General features: G+C 30.4%; 15 protein-coding genes. 1 reads left to right on the top strand and 14 read right to left on the bottom strand.

Annotation, left to right across the window (positions count from 1 at the left end):
* Positions 1-43: 43 nt before the first annotated feature.
* From KQI88_RS10995 to KQI88_RS11030, 9 genes are all read right to left on the bottom strand, one after another.
* A complete protein-coding gene (locus KQI88_RS10995; protein WP_216417298.1) occupies positions 44-223 on the bottom strand; it encodes a DUF4177 domain-containing protein in 180 nt (59 codons plus the stop codon).
* A 433-nt stretch (positions 224-656) separates the two neighbouring features.
* Positions 657-746, bottom strand: coding sequence for a putative holin-like toxin (locus KQI88_RS18685; RefSeq protein WP_408629723.1), 90 nt, complete (start codon positions 744-746; stop codon positions 657-659).
* 139 nt (positions 747-885) lie between these two features.
* On the bottom strand, positions 886-1,257 hold the full coding sequence (locus KQI88_RS11000) for a hypothetical protein (RefSeq protein ID WP_246579257.1): 372 nt from the start codon (positions 1,255-1,257) through the stop codon (positions 886-888).
* A 512-nt stretch (positions 1,258-1,769) separates the two neighbouring features.
* Complete coding sequence (locus KQI88_RS11005) at positions 1,770-2,306, bottom strand: helix-turn-helix domain-containing protein (RefSeq protein ID WP_216417301.1); 537 nt, start codon at positions 2,304-2,306, stop codon at positions 1,770-1,772.
* Positions 2,307-2,646: 340 nt separating this feature from the next.
* A complete protein-coding gene (locus tag KQI88_RS11010) occupies positions 2,647-2,823 on the bottom strand; it encodes an aspartyl-phosphate phosphatase Spo0E family protein (protein WP_216417302.1) in 177 nt (58 codons plus the stop codon).
* Between the two features lie 132 nt (positions 2,824-2,955).
* The gene (locus KQI88_RS18690) at positions 2,956-3,156 is read right to left on the bottom strand and encodes a relaxase/mobilization nuclease domain-containing protein (RefSeq protein ID WP_216417304.1); all 201 of its coding nucleotides are present in this window, start codon (positions 3,154-3,156) and stop codon (positions 2,956-2,958) included.
* A gap of 66 nt (positions 3,157-3,222) precedes the next feature.
* Positions 3,223-3,816, bottom strand: a complete 594-nt coding sequence (gene rpsD / locus KQI88_RS11020; RefSeq protein ID WP_216417306.1) for a 30S ribosomal protein S4 — start codon at positions 3,814-3,816, stop codon at positions 3,223-3,225.
* A gap of 188 nt (positions 3,817-4,004) precedes the next feature.
* Positions 4,005-4,958, bottom strand: a complete 954-nt coding sequence (locus KQI88_RS11025; RefSeq protein WP_216417308.1) for an L-threonine 3-dehydrogenase — start codon at positions 4,956-4,958, stop codon at positions 4,005-4,007.
* A 294-nt stretch (positions 4,959-5,252) separates the two neighbouring features.
* Positions 5,253-8,183, bottom strand: a complete 2,931-nt coding sequence (locus tag KQI88_RS11030; protein WP_216417310.1) for an insulinase family protein — start codon at positions 8,181-8,183, stop codon at positions 5,253-5,255.
* 163 nt (positions 8,184-8,346) lie between these two features.
* Here KQI88_RS11030 and KQI88_RS11035 point away from each other — a divergent pair, with 163 nt between their 5' ends.
* Complete coding sequence (locus KQI88_RS11035) at positions 8,347-9,471, top strand: hypothetical protein (protein WP_216417312.1); 1,125 nt, start codon at positions 8,347-8,349, stop codon at positions 9,469-9,471.
* Here KQI88_RS11035 and KQI88_RS11040 read toward each other — a convergent pair.
* The 5 genes from KQI88_RS11040 to KQI88_RS11065 form a co-directional block, all read right to left on the bottom strand.
* Positions 9,436-10,677: a competence/damage-inducible protein A gene (locus tag KQI88_RS11040; protein WP_216417314.1), complete on the bottom strand. Its 1,242-nt coding sequence runs from the start codon at positions 10,675-10,677 to the stop codon at positions 9,436-9,438. The two genes, KQI88_RS11035 and KQI88_RS11040, sit on opposite strands and share 36 nt — an antisense overlap.
* A gap of 208 nt (positions 10,678-10,885) precedes the next feature.
* On the bottom strand, positions 10,886-12,124 hold the full coding sequence (locus KQI88_RS18125) for a LysM peptidoglycan-binding domain-containing protein (protein WP_246579258.1): 1,239 nt from the start codon (positions 12,122-12,124) through the stop codon (positions 10,886-10,888).
* A 286-nt stretch (positions 12,125-12,410) separates the two neighbouring features.
* Positions 12,411-13,904, bottom strand: coding sequence for an N-acetylmuramoyl-L-alanine amidase family protein (locus KQI88_RS11055; protein WP_216417316.1), 1,494 nt, complete (start codon positions 13,902-13,904; stop codon positions 12,411-12,413).
* A 261-nt stretch (positions 13,905-14,165) separates the two neighbouring features.
* Positions 14,166-15,992 (bottom strand): ABC transporter ATP-binding protein, encoded by a 1,827-nt coding sequence (locus KQI88_RS11060; RefSeq protein WP_216417318.1) that lies wholly within the window; start codon positions 15,990-15,992, stop codon positions 14,166-14,168.
* A gap of 44 nt (positions 15,993-16,036) precedes the next feature.
* Complete coding sequence (locus KQI88_RS11065) at positions 16,037-17,848, bottom strand: ABC transporter ATP-binding protein (protein WP_216417321.1); 1,812 nt, start codon at positions 17,846-17,848, stop codon at positions 16,037-16,039.
* Positions 17,849-18,058: the final 210 nt, after the last annotated feature.

Below are 18,058 nucleotides of genomic sequence, written 5' to 3' on the forward strand. Positions count from 1 at the left end.
AATAGCTAATCAGATTTGCAAAAATGTGATTGTCATTATACAGTTAATCTTCTTTTTCAAATACTAGATCAAATTTTTTAATCACACCATGCCCGCTAAAACTTGTAGGAATAGCAGTAACAAATCTCCAACCTTTATTACTGTATTCATCAATCATTTCTTTATGATTTCCTTGCCTAAATATACCTTCAGCATTTACCTCAACATAAATATATTTATACATTCCATCATATCCTTTCTATATAAATTTCGAGAAAATTATATTGTATAATGAAACAATTACGGATTATCTTTCATAAGAATTATATCATATTTTATTAAATATATATCAATCTACTTCATAATTTTGGTAATTTATATTTTTAAGCCTTATTACTTAATCTTTAAATAACATTGTTTTACTTTAAGCGTAATTATTGCGTCATATTTTTTAAAATATAAGCAACTAAATTTGATTTTTTGCAAAATAAAAAACAGCTTAAAACTGTTTAATAAAAAAGATCTAATTATATAAGTAAAATTACACAGTGTATATGTTTACTTTTAAATTGTTTGTGGTATAATGTTAATAAGGTAATCGGACCTGCAAAGATGTGATTGCCTTAAACAACTAAATTAAGTTATTTCTTTAATCACGCTGCTGGCGGGCAGGGTGATTATTTTTTATCTCTATCTAAATAGGAGATAAGTGATATAACGAACATTGCAAACGCAATCATTAATGATATTGCTTGATATGTATCCATACCACACCACCTCCTTTCTTTCTATGTGAAATGAGGTGGCAATCATACCCTGCTTTTCCGATTACCTTGCTCTAATAATATCATATCTATTGATTCTATTTCAATAATCTTATTTTAATTGGATTGTTAAAATTAGTTATTATCTTACTGTCTTTAGTTTTGCAATATCATTCCAATTTTTTGATATAACTATTTCAATAGCGTTTAAATCTTCTCTTAGCGCATTCATACTACTTCCTAAATCTAAATGCATATTTGCGTTATTGGATTCAATATCATCTAACTTATTTTCTATGCCGTCTACTCTATTAGATAAAACAGAAAAATTTTCTTTAGTTTCTTCTCTGAATTCTGATAAAGTTATAGTTTGTTCCTGTATTGCATTGATATTTCCTTCTAGTGCTATTACTCTATCTGAGATTTCTAGCTGAACTTTTTCAAGATTTCTTTGTCCTTTTTCAATGCTCACCAGTTTCTCTAATATTAATTTTTGAAACTCTTCATTAGTCATTTTCTAAAAACCCCCTTTAATTCCCTCGTCCTCTATTTATGATATTATACCAAATATCATAAATTATGTCTTTAAAACTATAATTCTTAAATTGCATAATTCCTTAAATCCTTCTTAATTGGTATGTATTAAATCTAAGAATAAACCAAACTCTTTATTCGTATTTCAAACTTTCTATAAATCTTTTTGATTCTTCCGCTATTTTCTTATATTCAATAGCATGGATGTAGTGAGAGCAATCTAAGTAGATTATTTCACCTTGTTCAAGATTATCTATAGCATTTTTTTGAAAGTTCCTCCAATTTTTTTGCTTAATACTTAAAATGCAACATAGAAATACCGTAAAATTCATTTCTGAATAATACGGTATTAAAATAAAATATTCGTGTTTTATAGTAGAAGATTATAGATGGTTTAAAATCTTATTCTTGCTACTAATATTATAAACAATGTGTATTAACTGATCCTAAGGGCTATGCCCATAACATACAGTATATATTTTACACTTTAATTTACTTTTTATTTTTTATCGTTCCATAAATTATAACTACTGTACCAAAAATAATAGCGATTATACCAATAGGTATAATAATCTGAACAAGTGGTTGTTTCATTGCATAAAGAAATAGATTTGTTTCAACTACCTGTCCAGTAAGCATCATTCCAGGTAAGTGCATCCTTCTCCATGAATAGGCAACTCCAAGTGACATTGCGACAGTTAAACAACCCCAAATTATAAATAAGTATCCGCCACGGTACCAATTTCTCCTTAAGAAATTTTCGAAATTATTAAAGGTGCTATTTACGTTGTTTTCAATAGATACATTGTTCGAGTACTTATCCGTTTCAGCATCAGTGTTGCCTAATAAATCATCAGTTGAAATAGAAAACACCTTACTTAATGTAATTACTTTATCTAATTCTGGCATTGCAGTACCTTGTTCCCATTTTGATACGGCTTGTCTTGAAACTCCGACCTTCTCTCCAAGTTGCTCTTGTGAAAGACCCAATGACTTTCTATTTATTTGTATTTTTTCTCCTATCGTCATTTTACAATCTCCTTTCGCAGTATATTTATAATAATAGTAAATTTAGTGGTTGCGGTCTACCAATTTAAGCTTGAACTTTGTCAACCATTGGTTGCATCCTTTGTTTTATGCTGATTATATGAATTCTATTCCGTTTTTTTACTTTAATAAGTTTCCTTTGATATGCCTTATCATTGTAAAAATAAAAGCCTATACTAACTGAAAAATTAAAGGCTATAAAATATAAAAAGAGCTTTAATTGCTGCCTACTAGACATAAAGCTCTCCACACAATCTTTTAGTTTTAGAATACTTAAATTAGTAGTTTCTCCCGATGGCAAATTATGCTATCACCTTCTTTCTTAAATATCTTCTTTTGAAGAGTTATACTTCTCTAGCCTTAATCTACATTCTAAAACTATTAGTTCATCTAGCTCCTGACTTAGATTTACTATTTCCTTGCTAGTTAAAGGTTCAGTATCTTCAATTGCTAAATTAAGCTCCTCTTTTAAATTTTCTAATCTTTCCTTTACTGACATCTAAATCACCTCCTGATAAAAACTAAAAAAGAACCAACTTTTTAGCTTGTTCGGTTAATAATTATCTATCCCAATTTAAATCTTTGCTTTTTTCTTTAGTTTTCTCTTTAAGAGCTTGACCTTCAAGGTAGTTTAATGAGTATACAAATAATTTTTATCTATATGAGTTACAGCTAATATTTCAAAATTTTTGAATTTTCCTTTCTCTATAAGCTTAAGAGATATTTCGTGACCTAGTCTAGGACTTATGTCTTCGCATGGATGAAATGAATGTACAAAATCTATAAATTGCCTTCCTTTTTCTTTATTAAATATTTTCTTAGTAACTATCATTTAATCAATGGTACTAATTATATAAAAAAGAAGAATCTTCTTAATAGATTCTTCTTTTTTATATAATTATCTTTTGGAGTAAAATTCAATTACTAGTTGCTCATTAACATCAACAGGTATTTCTTGTCTATTTGGTAATCTTAATAGTTTTCCACTAAAACTAGCTGGATTTGTTTCTACATAATCAACTACATAATTCGCATTTTGAATGTTTGCTATATATTTTTCAATTTTTTGTGATTTTTCACGTAGAGCTATAGTATCTTCAGGATTAATACTAAATGATGGTATATCCACTTTCTTTCCGTTAACTAAAATGTGTCCATGATTTACCATCTGTCTTGCTTCTCTAATAGAACTAGCTAGTCCTATTCTATACACTATATTATCTAATCTACATTCTAATTTTTGTATTAGAACCTCTCCAGATAAACCAGGTGCCTTCATAGCTCTATCTACATATCTTATAAATTGTTTTTCTAATACACCATAATATGCTCTTAATTTTTGTTTTTCTAATAATTGTAGTCCATAGTTAGAAAGTTTTCTACTTACTCTACCAGGTGTTTTACCTGCCCTATTCATTGCTTTTGGATGACCATAAACATTTACACCTAAGCTTCTGCTTAGTTTAAATCTTGGTCCCATTATTTTTGCCAAATTATTTCCTCCTCGCATATATACCTAAATTAGCCGCGGTAAATACACAATTTGTATAAACAAATTGTATCATAGAAATAGAATATTGTAAATGATAATTATTATCATCATGTTAATTGTTTTTTATTTTTCTACTTTAACTAACAAAGAAACCACCTTATCCAAGGTGGTTTCTTGTAATTAAGATATTATCCTTTTAATTTAATAGTAAGCTGCTCTAACATATCCTTTGTCATAGCTGCTAAATCATACTTCGGATTCCAACCCCATTCTTTACGAGCTTCACTATCATCTAATGAATTTGGCCAAGAATCTGCTATTTTTTGTATATCAGGATTTACATCATATTCTAGCACAAATTCTGGAATATGCTTTTTGATTTCAGCACCAAGCATTTCTGGATCAAAGCTCATTGCTGTAATATTAAATGCATTTCTATGAACTAACTTAGATGGATCTGCTTCCATTAGTTGAATTAATGCATTTATTGCATCTGGCATATACATCATATCCATAAATGTACCCTTATCTATAAAGGATGCATACTTTTTGTTTTTAATTGCTTCATAGAATATATGTACTGCATAATCTGTAGTTCCACCACCAGGTAAAGACTTGTACGAAATTAAACCTGGGAATCTAACTCCTCTAGTATCAATATTATATTTTTGATGGTAGTAATCGCAAAGTAGCTCTCCTGCAACTTTAGTAACTCCATACATAGTTGTAGGTCTCATTAAAGTATCTTGAGGCGTGTTATCCTTTGGTGTAGATGGTCCAAAAGCTGCAATTGAACTTGGTGTACAAACGGCACAGTTATTTTCTCTTGCAACTTCTAATACATTGAATAGTCCGCCCATGTTAATATTCCATGCTAATGAAGGATTTTTTTCTCCTGTTGCAGATAAAAGTGCAGCTAAATGATAAACTGTATCTACATTATACTTTTTAACTACTTCATCGATTTTTTTTCCATCTACAACGTCTATTATTTCGAAAGGACCAGACTCTATAGCTTCTTGAGAGCCTTTCGTGCTTATGTCGCTGGCAATAACATTATCATTACCATAAGCTTCTCTTAAATTCATAACTAGCTCAGATCCTATTTGTCCCAGTGCTCCAGTTACTAAAATCTTTTTCATACTAACGCCTCCTATTATTTAATTAATAGATTATTAATTGTTATCAATTTATACACTACAATACATAGCAAAATATTCAGAAGTAAAATTTGCATCGCATACAGTATTATACCCATAATATAGTAAGTTATTAAGTTAATTATACTGTACAATATGATAATTAGTATGGTGAGAATACTTTATACTACATTTATATTATAAATTAAAATCTACATATTTAAAATAACCTAAAATACTAATTTTTACAAGTACATTAGTCAAAATATTAACAATAATTAATATTTACATTATTTATTATAGAAACACTTTAACAAGATTATTAAATTGCTCTTTGCTCTCTTTTATCTTACGTTCATTTCCCAGAACACACAAATAATTTTTCTTCATAGAATCCGCTAATAAAATAGAACACTTCCTTATATCTCCTACAGTTGTATTTAAAACTTCATCCCTCTCCCTTTGAAGTTCATCTAAAGTTATACCACTAATATAATAACTAGTAGCTTTATCTCCCTTCATAAATGGACTTAAAGGTGTATCCATATTACTAATTGTACCAATAATATATTTTCTCATTTCTCGTTCATCTGCATCAAAAGCTTCTATATACTTAAACATATCATCGTATACATGAAGTGTCTCTTTTAAATTAGGATCTCGATACGAACTAAATATAAGATTTCCACTTTTAGAAAAGTTAGCTAAGGATCCATAAGCACCACCAGCTACCCGTACTTTATTCCAAAGGTAATCTAAACTCACTATTGTTTTCAATACTTGCATATGCCCTAAATATTCATATCCTAATTCTTTAAAATTATATCCTTTTGCTACATATTGTACTTTGCTCGATGTTAATAAACCTTCATTTTTAGGAGCAAAATCAAAAGAATATTTATATTTTTCAAATTTACAATTAGGCAATCTTTCAATAAGAGATACAGCTTCTTCTCTCACAATTTCAAAGTCTGCTTTGTCTGAGCTAATACTTATTAACATATTATTTTTATTTAAAATCATATTATATACTTTCTTTAAGTTTTCCAATATTTCTTCTTGCTTTTCATCAAACTCACTATCTAAATTAGATATAAACATGTAATAGGAAATACCATATGTATTTTCTATATATTGGCCAATAGGAGAAAAATATGAATTAACCCTTCTAGCTGCCATAACATGTCCTTGATCAAAAATAGCCATCTCTAATCGAGACTTTGTTTCACCAATAACTTCTTTAATTCTATTTGATTCATCAAATTTTGTACTATTTATAAGCTCAGTTAACAGTACAAATAAACTTTTAATATTGCTAGTTAATGCAGATGATCTAAGAACAAATTTAGGTAAAAATTCTTTATGACTATATTTAAACGAGTAGGTCTCTACCTTAGCGTAAATACCGCCAGTATTAATATTTATTAAGTTTGATAGTTCTTCATAGCCGTGATTTTCTGTTCTAACCTTCCCTAAAAGACTAGATAATAATACTGTATATGGAACTAATTCTTGTGGTACCGCTGTTGTATCAAAAAATAAATTGACATATGCAATACCATTAGTAAAAATTGAATGATGCAAAATATTAACATCATTCTCAACAAACTTAATTAAAGGTATATCTTCAACTTCTCTTTTAATATCCTCTCTACTAAGCAGAGGTATTGTTGCTAATGCTTCATCTGTTTCTATTCTATTCTGATACTTTCCTAAGTTTTCCTTCTGCTTTATGATTTTAATAACTTCATCTTCTGATAATTGTTTCTTATACTCTTGTAGTCTTTTTTCTTCTTCTTGATCCTTTTCACTTGCAAGTCCTTTTTTAGGCTTTAATATTAGTAGACTAGTATGAAGATTGTTAAGTATATCCTCCTTTATTAGTCTTTCAAAATAGTTAGTTACCAAAGCAGTTTTAATATTTTTTAAACTTTTTTCATATTCTAAGTGTAACCATGGATCTTCATCATAAAGCCAACTATTCATTGCCTTTATATTATAGACTAATCCCTTAGGTCTATGTCCATAATCTGCTTCTCTAAGCTTAAACTCATGAATATTTATTGCTGCCTCAATTACCTTCTTGTCAATACCATTATCCACAAGATTTTCCAAAGTATCTTTAACTACCTTTAAGAATAACTCCTTATTTTCAACATCACTATTTTTAACAACAATACTGAAAGTAGGCTGCATAATACTACTATCAAAAGATCCAAAAACATCTTTTCCTATATTTGCCTCAATTAAAGCTTTTTTAAGTGGTGCAGCTGGAGACCCTAGAAGTAAATAATTTAAAATATTAAATGCTAATACCTTTTCAGAATCCTTAGAGTTACCTATAACGTAATTCTTACTTATAAATGTTTTATTTCTCTCATTTTCATCTTCAGAAATAGAATATACTTCTTCTATTTCTTTACTTTGATTAAATGAAGGTTGAATACTAATACTTGAATCAACCTGTATTTTATCAAATTGGTTTAAATATTTTTCATCGATAAACTTTAAATGCTCCATTAAGTTACCATTGCCATATAAGTAAATATAGCTATTTGACGGATGGTAATAGGTTTTATGAAAGTTTAAAAATTGCTCATATGTAAGTTCTGGTATTGATTCTGGATCACCACCTGATTCAAATCTATATACTGTATCAGGAAAAAGAGACTCTTCTATCTTTCTAAAGAGTACTTGCTCTGGAGAAGAAAAAGCTCCTTTCATTTCATTATAAACAACCCCTTTAATTGAAAGTGGCTCATCTTGACTATTTAATTCATAGTGCCACCCTTCTTGCATAAAACTTTCTGGGCCATTATATATATTAGGATGCAAAACTGCATCTAAGTATACATCCATTAAGTTAACAAAGTCTTTATCATTTTGACTAGCAATAGGGTACATAGTTTTATCAGAAAAAGTCATTGCATTTAAATATGTATTTAACGAACCCTTTGCTAATTCAATAAATGGATCTTTTAATGGAAATTTTTTAGATCCACATAGCACAGCATGTTCTAATATATGTGGCAAACCAGTATTATTCGTTGGAGGTGTTCTAAAACTAATAGAAAAAACTTTATTATTATCATCATTTTCCAGATGAAATAACTTAGCACCACTTTTATTATGATAAAACAGTCTTGCTATTGAATTCACCTCATTAATTCTCTTCTCTTCTAATAATTGAAATCCGTTATAAACATTACCTATATTTAATATTTGCATAATTTCCCTCCTTCTTACTGTTTTAATACTTCTATATTGTTATTCTATATATACATACTATTTCCTTTGAAATTATAGATAAATAATAAATAATAAAGTATAATATCCTTAATGCTAATAGTTTCCAATTATTATTAACTAAACACTAGGATGTGATTATTCAATGGGGGATTTTGTACAGTATTTAAAATCTAATAAGATTCTTACTGCTCAGGATATTATTCGTTTACGTACCTATATTGAAAATAAATACCCTAATTCCGATGTAAATAAGCAGGCCGATATATTAATTAATTCTATTAGAAGTATTATCGATGGGTATTTAAAATCTATTCCGAGAGATCACCAACATAAAATTAGAGAAACTTTATTGAAAAATAAATTGTTATATAAACAAGAAACTATAGTACTATATGATATTTTTGAAACCTTCATAACAATAAATGTTGAAGATTCCAATTTTTTAAATGTAATATTAGATTGGGTTAATTGTTATTTAGATAAGCCTATTAGTAAAGAAGATCTTTCTCTATATTTTCCTCATATAGAAGAAAACGATACTATACTCTTAAAAACTGAATATGGTATATCTAGTATTATTAATCCAGAAGTTATTGAAGAAAACTATACAGCTAGTAAAGAAGAAAATATTTTAAGTAAACAGTTTAATTTTAAAAAAATAAAATCTTCTTTTCAGCTAAGTTCTATAAATGTGCTCTTCACTGGATTATTTTTACTTATATTTTTTTCGTTTTTTGTAAACTATTTACAGTCAAACTCTGTAAAAGCTGAAGAAGAAGATATAATTGTTAAGATTGAAACCATAGAATACAAACACCCTTATTTACCAAGCTACTTCAGATATAAGAATATAGATGAAAATAAACTTAAAACATATTTAAAAAGTAGAGACTCCCTTTTAGAAGAAGAACCCTACTTTTCGTCTATTATAAATACATCCCGGGAATTTGACTTAAACCCTCTAATACTATTTGCTATTGCTGGACATGAGCAAGGCTTTGTTCCTAAAACAAATCCTTCATCTAAGGAGATTATTAATAATCCATTTAATGTATTTATTAGCTGGCAAGAATATAATACAGATATTATTGATTCATCACAAATAACCGCTCGAACCGTAATTAATCTGAGTAAAGATCGTCCAGATGAAATAGATCCTTTCCAATGGATAAATAGAAAATATGCAGAAGATAAAAATTGGTGGAAAGGAGTTCGTTCAATATTTAATCGTTTAGAAAGAGAAGTTAATAATTTCTCTTCGGAGTAAATCTAAGGCACTAGTTGTTATCATATTACGTATTCTATTTCTATCACCACTTAGATTTAACTTTTTAACCTTCGTGGTTCCATTCATACAAATACCTATGTAAGTAAGTCCAACTGGGCTGGTTTCAGTTTCTCCTGCTGGCCCTGCTATACCTGTAACCGATATACCAATGCTAGTGCCTGCAGACTTATATATACCCTCTGCCATTTCTTTGGCTACTTCTTGGCTAACAGCACCATATTTTTCTAATGTTTCTGGTTTTACATCTAAAAGTCTTATTTTAGATTGGTTACTATATGTAACAACACCTTCCATAAAAACTGAAGATATACCTGGGTAGTTAATTAGTCTTCCTGATAACAGTCCACCTGTGCAAGATTCAGCAGTAGCAATAGTCAGTTTATTTTCTATTAAAAGTTCTGCAACAACAGCTTCTAAAGTAGTATCCCCTTCTCCATATATATTATCACCTAATCTATCTCTTATTTGCTTTTCAACTGGAACAATAAGTTTTTCTGCTTCTTCATATGTAAATCCACTAGCAGCTATTCTAAGAGTTAAACCTTGAGTCTTTGCATATGGGGCTACTGTTGGATTTGTTTGATTATCCACAATATCCATTATTATCTCTTCCATATGACCTTCACCTATTCCAGAGATGTTAAGAACCTTAAATACAAAAACCTTATCTTGATATTTTTTTAAATAAGGAATAACCTCGGTTTCAAATAGTGGAACCATCTCTCTAGGTGGTCCTGGTAATAAAATTAATTTTTTATCATTATGTTCAACAATACATGCTGGAGCTGTACCATTAGGATTCGGTAAAATAATAGCTCCCTCTGGAAAATAGCCCTGTTTTCTATTGCCATCATTTACAGGCAAATTTCTTTTACTGAAAAATTCCTCTATTATTTTTAATGATTCATTATGAGGTACCAGTTTTCTATTTAAAAATTTGGCTGCAATTTCCTTAGTCATATCATCTTTTGTAGGTCCAAGTCCTCCTGTTGTAATAATTAAATCTGCTCTTTGAAATGCAACTCTGTATGCTTCATATAATCTACCTACATTATCACCAACTACTGATTGATGATATACATCTATTCCTAAACTAGCTAACTCCTTTGCAATATATTGCGCATTAGTATTGACTATTTCTCCTAATAGCAATTCTGTTCCAATAGAAATAATTTCTGCCTTCAAATTTATCACCTCATATCTATTAATGTTGCAATATAACTATATAAAAGCTATTTTTATTGTTAGTAACATCTTCTATTTTACTACAAAATTTCCTTCATTACATATTTAAAATACAAATTAAATTTAAAATATAAGAAGATCCCTCTTAGTTATAAATAAGAAGGATCTTCTTAGTATAATTATTTTTTTACCTAAATATAAATCTAATCTAGTTTGCTGTTGGAATACAAATTCTTTGACCTATTTGTAGATTATTAGGATTTACACCTGGATTAGCTCGTTGTATAGCTTCTACTGTAGTATTAAATCTTTGTGCTAATAGAAAGAATGTATCTCCTGATCTAATTGTATATGAAGTTGTTCCAGTTGGGCAGCCTGATGGTGGCGGTGTTGTATCTCCTGGCATACAAATTACTTGACCTATTTGTAGATTATTAGGATTTACACCTGGATTAGCTCGTTGTATAGCTTCTACTGTAGTATTAAATCTTTGTGCTAATAGAAAGAATGTATCTCCTGATCTAATTGTATATGGAGTTGTTCCAGCTGGGCAGCCTGGTGTTGGTGGTGTGCCTGGCATACAAATTACTTGACCTATTTGTAGATTATTAGGATCTACACCTGGATTAGCTCGTTGTATAGCTTCTACTGTAGTATTAAATCTTTGTGCTAATAGGAAGAATGTATCTCCTGATCTAATTGTATATGGAGTTGTTCCAGCTGGGCAGCCTGGTGTTGGTGGTATGCCTGGCATACAAATTACTTGACCTATTTGTAGATTATTAGGATCTACACCTGGATTAGCTCGTTGTATAGCTTCTACTGTAGTATTAAATCTTTGTGCTAATAGGAAGAATGTATCTCCTGATCTAATTGTATATGGAGTTGTTCCAGCTGGGCAGCCTGGCGGCGTAGGTCCTGGTATGCAAATTCTCTGTCCTATCATCAGATTATCAGGATCTACATTTGGATTAGCTGCAATTAATGCATCTAAACTAACATTGAATCTTCTAGCTATGGAGAAAAATGTATCTCCTGCTCTAATAATATAAGGCATTGTTCCTGCTGGACAAGTAACTGGTGGCGGCGGTGTAGGTCCTGGTATACAAATTACCTGACCAATGTATAATGCATCTGGATTTACATTTGGATTAGCATTAAGTAGTGCATCTAAACTAACATTGAATCTTCTAGCTATGGAGAAGAATGTGTCTCCAGCCCTAATAGTATAGTAGTTTCCTCCTGGGCATGGTGGAAAAGGAATAGGTATACAAATTATTTGACCTATACATAATGCATTAGGATTTACATTTGGATTAGCTGCAATAAGAGCTGCCACAGTTGTATTATATCTAATAGCTATACTATAAAATGTATCCCCTGCTTTTATCATATAAGATGTAGTACCCATAGGGCATGTATTTGGTTTCTTACTGTTATAATACATGGATTAACCTCCTTATTAATTTTGTATATACACCAAAATATACTTACTACAGTATATTCTAGAAGTTAAAAGTTGTTCTGAAATTATAATATTTTTTTAAAAAAAATTTAGTTTGTTTCAATAATCGAGTAAGAGATAAATATTTCTTTTATCCCATTTACCTGATAAAAATTTGCTCTAAACAAAAAAACAGCATAGCTCAGATTATCAATAAACCCATAAGTTAAAACTTATGGGTTTATTGATAATCTGAGCTATATGTAATAATCTCTATTTCTCATCGGCATTATTTTGTTTCTTCAAAATATCTAACAGTTGATTTAAACATAGCCTCTGCAACTTGTTGACGATATTGGCTTGTTGCAAGTTTTGCCTCATCTCCAGCATTCGTTAAAAATCCTGTTTCTGTTAAAACTGCTGGCATAGTTGTATTTCTAAGAACATACAGATCTCCTGCTTTTGCTCCTCTACTATTTATGTTTAGGTTTTTAATCATTTCGGCTTGAAATATTTGGGCAAGCTTTTTATTATCTCTATTATCTAATGGGTTTTTTTCACTAGGATAGTAAAAGTTTTCTAATCCATTAGCTGTATTAGTCAGAGCAGCATTTGCGTGAATACTAACAAATAAGTCTGCATTTAACTTATTCGCGGTATCTACACGATCCTGTAGACTTACATATCGGTCGTCAACACGGGTCATATAAGTTTTAAATCCCGCTCCTGTTAATAATTTATTGAGCCTTGTAGCAATATCCAACACAATTTCTGCTTCATGCAGCTTAAGTGTTGAGGAAATAGCTCCTGGATCCTTACCACCATGCCCAGGGTCGATAACAATAAGTCTTTCTCTATCATTACTAGTGTTCTTAACAAAATCTATTACAATCTCTACATTTTTTTCATCAAAAGTTATTTCATATTCAATTAGTTTTCCAAGGTCGACTACAACTCTAGTTATAAATGGATCATTTTGAAATTGTGATACTCTAACACCTTTTATTACATCACTACTGATCGGAATGTTTAAAGTTCCATTATTCTCTAGTTTATTTTTGTCACTTAAATTGAATTTTGCATTGGTTACATCAATTACCAATCTCTCAGGATTTGCTAACTTAAATTGTTTATAGTCAGCTTTTTTTGATGTTTTAATACGAACTTGAGGCGTAGAACCATCCATTTCAACCCTAACATCTGTAATGTCTGAAACATTTTCTTGTGGCGGGATTGGTTCCTTTTCGGACTCATCCTCTGACTCATTAGGAATATCGATTAAAGCAGTCCAGGTTTCTTGATCCCACTCTACATTAAGTCCAAGCTCCTCTGCAAAAAAACGAATTGGTACCATAGTCCTACTAGTATTGCCTAATGTAAGAAGCTTTGCAGGGATATTATCTGGAAGTTTTTTTTGAACACCATTAACCGTAGCAATAGGACTATCAATTTTTAAAATGATTTCCTTATCATTAGTCTTAACTTTTACTTCGTACTTAACTTGATCCCATTCGATATCCGCATTTAGTTTGTCCTCTAAATGTTCTACAATCATTCTTAATGGTACTAATGTTCTTGCTTGATTATTGATTAGATAAAGTACAGGAGGTACATCCGCAGATTTTACCACTTTGTTGTCTATTTTAAGATTTACTGCTTGGAAGCTTCTTACTTTACCATTTTCTTTCAGCGAAATCTTATTTGGAGATACATTTGCAAAAGAAATAGTAAAAGAAGCGATAAAAATTATTAGTACTAATATGCTCGAAATTAATTTTTTCATTGGTCCCTCCTATTCTTTTGTTAATAATTTGAAAATTATTAACACCTATACTATAGATTTCTATTACCAATTGTCTTGCGTTACTATTATTTATATCACTATGTAAAATCTTATGTCAACGAATCTAGGAAATTGTAATTAAGATGTAATAATACTGTAGTTTTTGGCAAATAAAATAGAAAAAAGTTCTATATAATACCAAAATATACATATAGAATACAAGAAACCCATCGTAAGATTACGATGGGCCCATTAATTCGATTAATTACTTAATATTTTTTTACCCTGTTCTTCTAAAAACTGATTTGTATAGAGTTTATAATAGTATCCTTTTTTATTAATCAGTTGATTATGATCACCTTGTTCAATCATTTTACCGTCTCTAATAACTAGAATACGATCTGCAGATCTAATAGTTGATAGACGGTGGGCTATAATAAAGCTGGTTCTACCCTTTAATACCTTATTAATAGCTTTTTGAATCATCTGCTCCGTTTCTGTGTCAATAGAAGATGTAGCTTCGTCTAGAATAAATATCCTTGGGTCGGCTAATATAGCTCTTGCAAAGGAAACAAGTTGCTTTTCGCCCGTTGATAACATACCTCCACCTTCTCCAACCTCTGTATCATAGCCTTTTTCTAATTTCATAATAAAATCATGGGCATTTACTAATTTAGCTGCCCTTATTATATCTACTTCACTAGCATCCAGTTTACCATATCTAATGTTATCTTTAATTGTTCCACTAAATAAATGTGGATTCTGCAACACATAACCTAAATTGCTATGAAGCCATAATAAAGGTCTCTGTCTATAGTCTATTCCATCAATTAGGATTTGACCCGAAGTAGGCTCATAAAAACGACAAGCCAAATTAACTATAGTACTTTTTCCTGATCCAGTTTCTCCTACTAATGCTATTGTTTCTCCAGCCTTTACATCCAAATTAAAATTTTCTAAGATAGGCTCTTCTACATTATAAGCAAAGGATACATTTTTGAATGTAATATTTCCATTCAATGAAGGCCAGTTTTTCCTGTTAGAATTAAAATCTTCTCCATATAATTCCTTTACCTCATCACTATCTTTAATTTCTGGCTCTGTATTTATCATAGAAAGAACTCTTTCAGCTGAAGCATGAGCTGATTGAAACTCTGCAAGAACTCTAGCAATTTCACGAACTGGTTCAAAAAATTGAATTGTATAAGAGATGAAGGCTACTAATGTACCATAACTAATTAGGGTTAAAATAACACCTTCTCCACCTCGCCATAGTGCTAGGGCAGTTCCTATGCTAGATAATGTTAAAATTATAGGCAAATAAAGTGCTGAAAAAATCGCTGCTCTTATGGAATGTGTTCTCATTTCACCAGTAATTTCTTTAAATTCGTTTAAATTTTCTTCTTCTCTATTTAATATTTTTGTTGTCTTTGCACCCATAATTCCTTCATTGAATACCCCAGTAATACGGGAGTTGAATTTACGTACCCTCCTATGACTACTTAGCATTTTTTTCTGAAAATATATACTAATAATAGCTAGAAATGGTATTACAGAGAGTGTAATTAAAGCCAACTTCGAATTTAAGTAAATCATAACAATCATAATAGCTACCATTTTTGCAAATCCCCATACTAAATCAACTAGTCCCCAAGAAATAGTTTCACCAAGTCTTAATACGTCCGATGTCATTCTTGCCATCAGCCATCCAACTGCTTTATTATCATAATAGGAAAAGGAAAGTTCTTGCAGTCTCTTAAATCCAAGCTTCCTTATATCATAACATAATCCTGTTTCTATACTCCCTGCTAGTGCAATTAAAAGCCACACACAAATAGCTAAAATCATAACCAGTATAGCATAAACTATACCAAATCCTTTGATACCATCAGTTACTCCTGGTATAATAAAATTATCTATGGCTATCTTTGTCATATATGGAAAAACAGCCTCAATAAATGCCACAACTATCATAACTATGGACAAGGATATTAGCTCTTTTTTGTAAGGTTTAGTGTATTTAAATAAATTTCTCCATAGCTTTAAGTCAAGTCCCTTTTCATAATCCTGTTCTTTATGTTCATTCATTACTAGTCACCTCGCTCATTAACTATATATATTTAATAATATTTCTATACGCTTTTAGCAGCAATAGTTTCTGCTCCTCCCTCAAGAGAGTTTTGAATTTCCCATACTCTTCTATAAAGACCCTGCTTCTTCATAAGCTCTGTATGATTACCCATTTCAGTAATCCTCCCTTTCTCTAGTACAATAATACAGTCTGCTTCTGAAAGAGTTGTTATTCTATGAGAAATAATAAAAGTTGTAGCTTTATTTTTACGCTCTTTTAAAGCCATTCTAATTTCGTTATCTGTCTCTGTATCTACAGCACTTAAAGAATCATCAAATACTACTATAGGACTCTCCGTAATTAAAGTTCTAGCTATAGCTACCCTTTGCTTTTGTCCTCCTGATAATGACACACCTCGTTCGCCTACCATAGTATCGTAGCCTTGATCAAAGTCTAAAATAGTATTGTGAATTGATGCAATATTAGCCACTTGAAAAACCTCTTCATCAGATGAGCATGTCTTTGCTAATCTAATATTTTCTTTTATAGATTTAGCAAATAGAAATGGTTCTTGAAGTACAATACCTATTTTTTTGCGAATCCATTTTTTATCTATAGTTTTTAACTCATGTCCATCAACCTTAATAGAACCTTTTTGGTAATCATATAATCTAGCCATTAGGTATACTAATGTGCTTTTTCCCGATCCGGTTGGACCTAGTATTGCAATTGTCTGCCCCTCTTTTACTTCAAATGAAATGTTTTTAAGAACAGGCTTCCCCTTTTCATATTCAAAAGAAACATTTTCAAATTTAATATTTCCTTTAATAATCGGTTCTTTACCACTTTCAATCATAATTTCCCTTGGCTGATCTAAAATATTTTGTATTCGCTCTACAGCAACTAAGGCCTTACCCATATCAGCTATAATTCTACCCATTTGTCTAATTGGCCATAGAAGCATACCTTCGTATGTTGTAAATACAACTAATGTTCCTAGGGTAATAATCCCCTTTGATGTCCAGTATGCTCCAACTACAAGTACTAGAGCAATTTGGAGCATACACAGAAAATCTGAAAGTGACCAATACCAAGCTAGTAATCTAATCATTCTATTAGTTAATCCTCGATGAATAGCATTCTTTTCCTCAAATTTATCAATCTCATAGCTCTGTCTTGCAAAAGCTCTTACTACTCTTACTCCAGTTAAATTTTCCTGTAAAACCGTAGACATACTAGCCTCTGATTCATCATAAAGTTGAAAAGCTGCCTTTATCTTTATAAAGAAAACAACAGCAAAAATAAATATTAGAGGTACTGCTATCATAGAAACAAGAGTCATTTTTACATTTAGACTTAACATTATATATGAAATGAAGGACAGCATAAAAAGCGCATTACCTATTTCCACAAATTGCACACCTAGAAATCTTCTTATGGTTTCTACATCCGATGTACACCTCTGTATTAAATCTCCTGTTTCCGCCTTTACATGATATTCATAAGGAAGATGTTGTAGATGATCGTATAGTGTTTCTCTAATTTGCTTTGCAGTGGATTCAGCAGCTACAGAAGCTAATTTACCTTTTAGGTATAAAAAAATTCCAGTAATAATTGTTAAAATTACTAAACTTCCTGCTATAATCCAAAGATTATTTTGTAATATTTTTACTCCTCCTAACCTATTAACCAGGCTAGTAATAGCCCCAGCATCTTCTAAAGGAGTATTTCCTATAATTGAATCTATTGTTGTCTTAATTATAAGAGGATTCAACACATTTAAAAGGGTGGCTATTCCAATACTAATAATAGCTCCCATATAGATTAACCTATTACCCTTCATATATTTCCAAATCAATTTTATATTTCTCACTATTCTGTCCTCACTTTCCTAATAATTGTCTAGATTTTAATTATTAAACATTAAATAAGCGACATTCCCCTCACCCCTTAATATATAGGTACAAAAATAAAAGACCTAAGAAAGTATCTTCCTAGGCCTTATTAATTCTTAACACAAAACAATAATTAAATTTAACAGTAATATAAAAAAACTGCAAACTTAGTTTGTATTAAACAAACA

This window comes from Alkaliphilus flagellatus, assembly GCF_018919215.1.
Lineage (GTDB): Bacteria > Bacillota > Clostridia > Peptostreptococcales > Natronincolaceae > Alkaliphilus_B > Alkaliphilus_B flagellatus.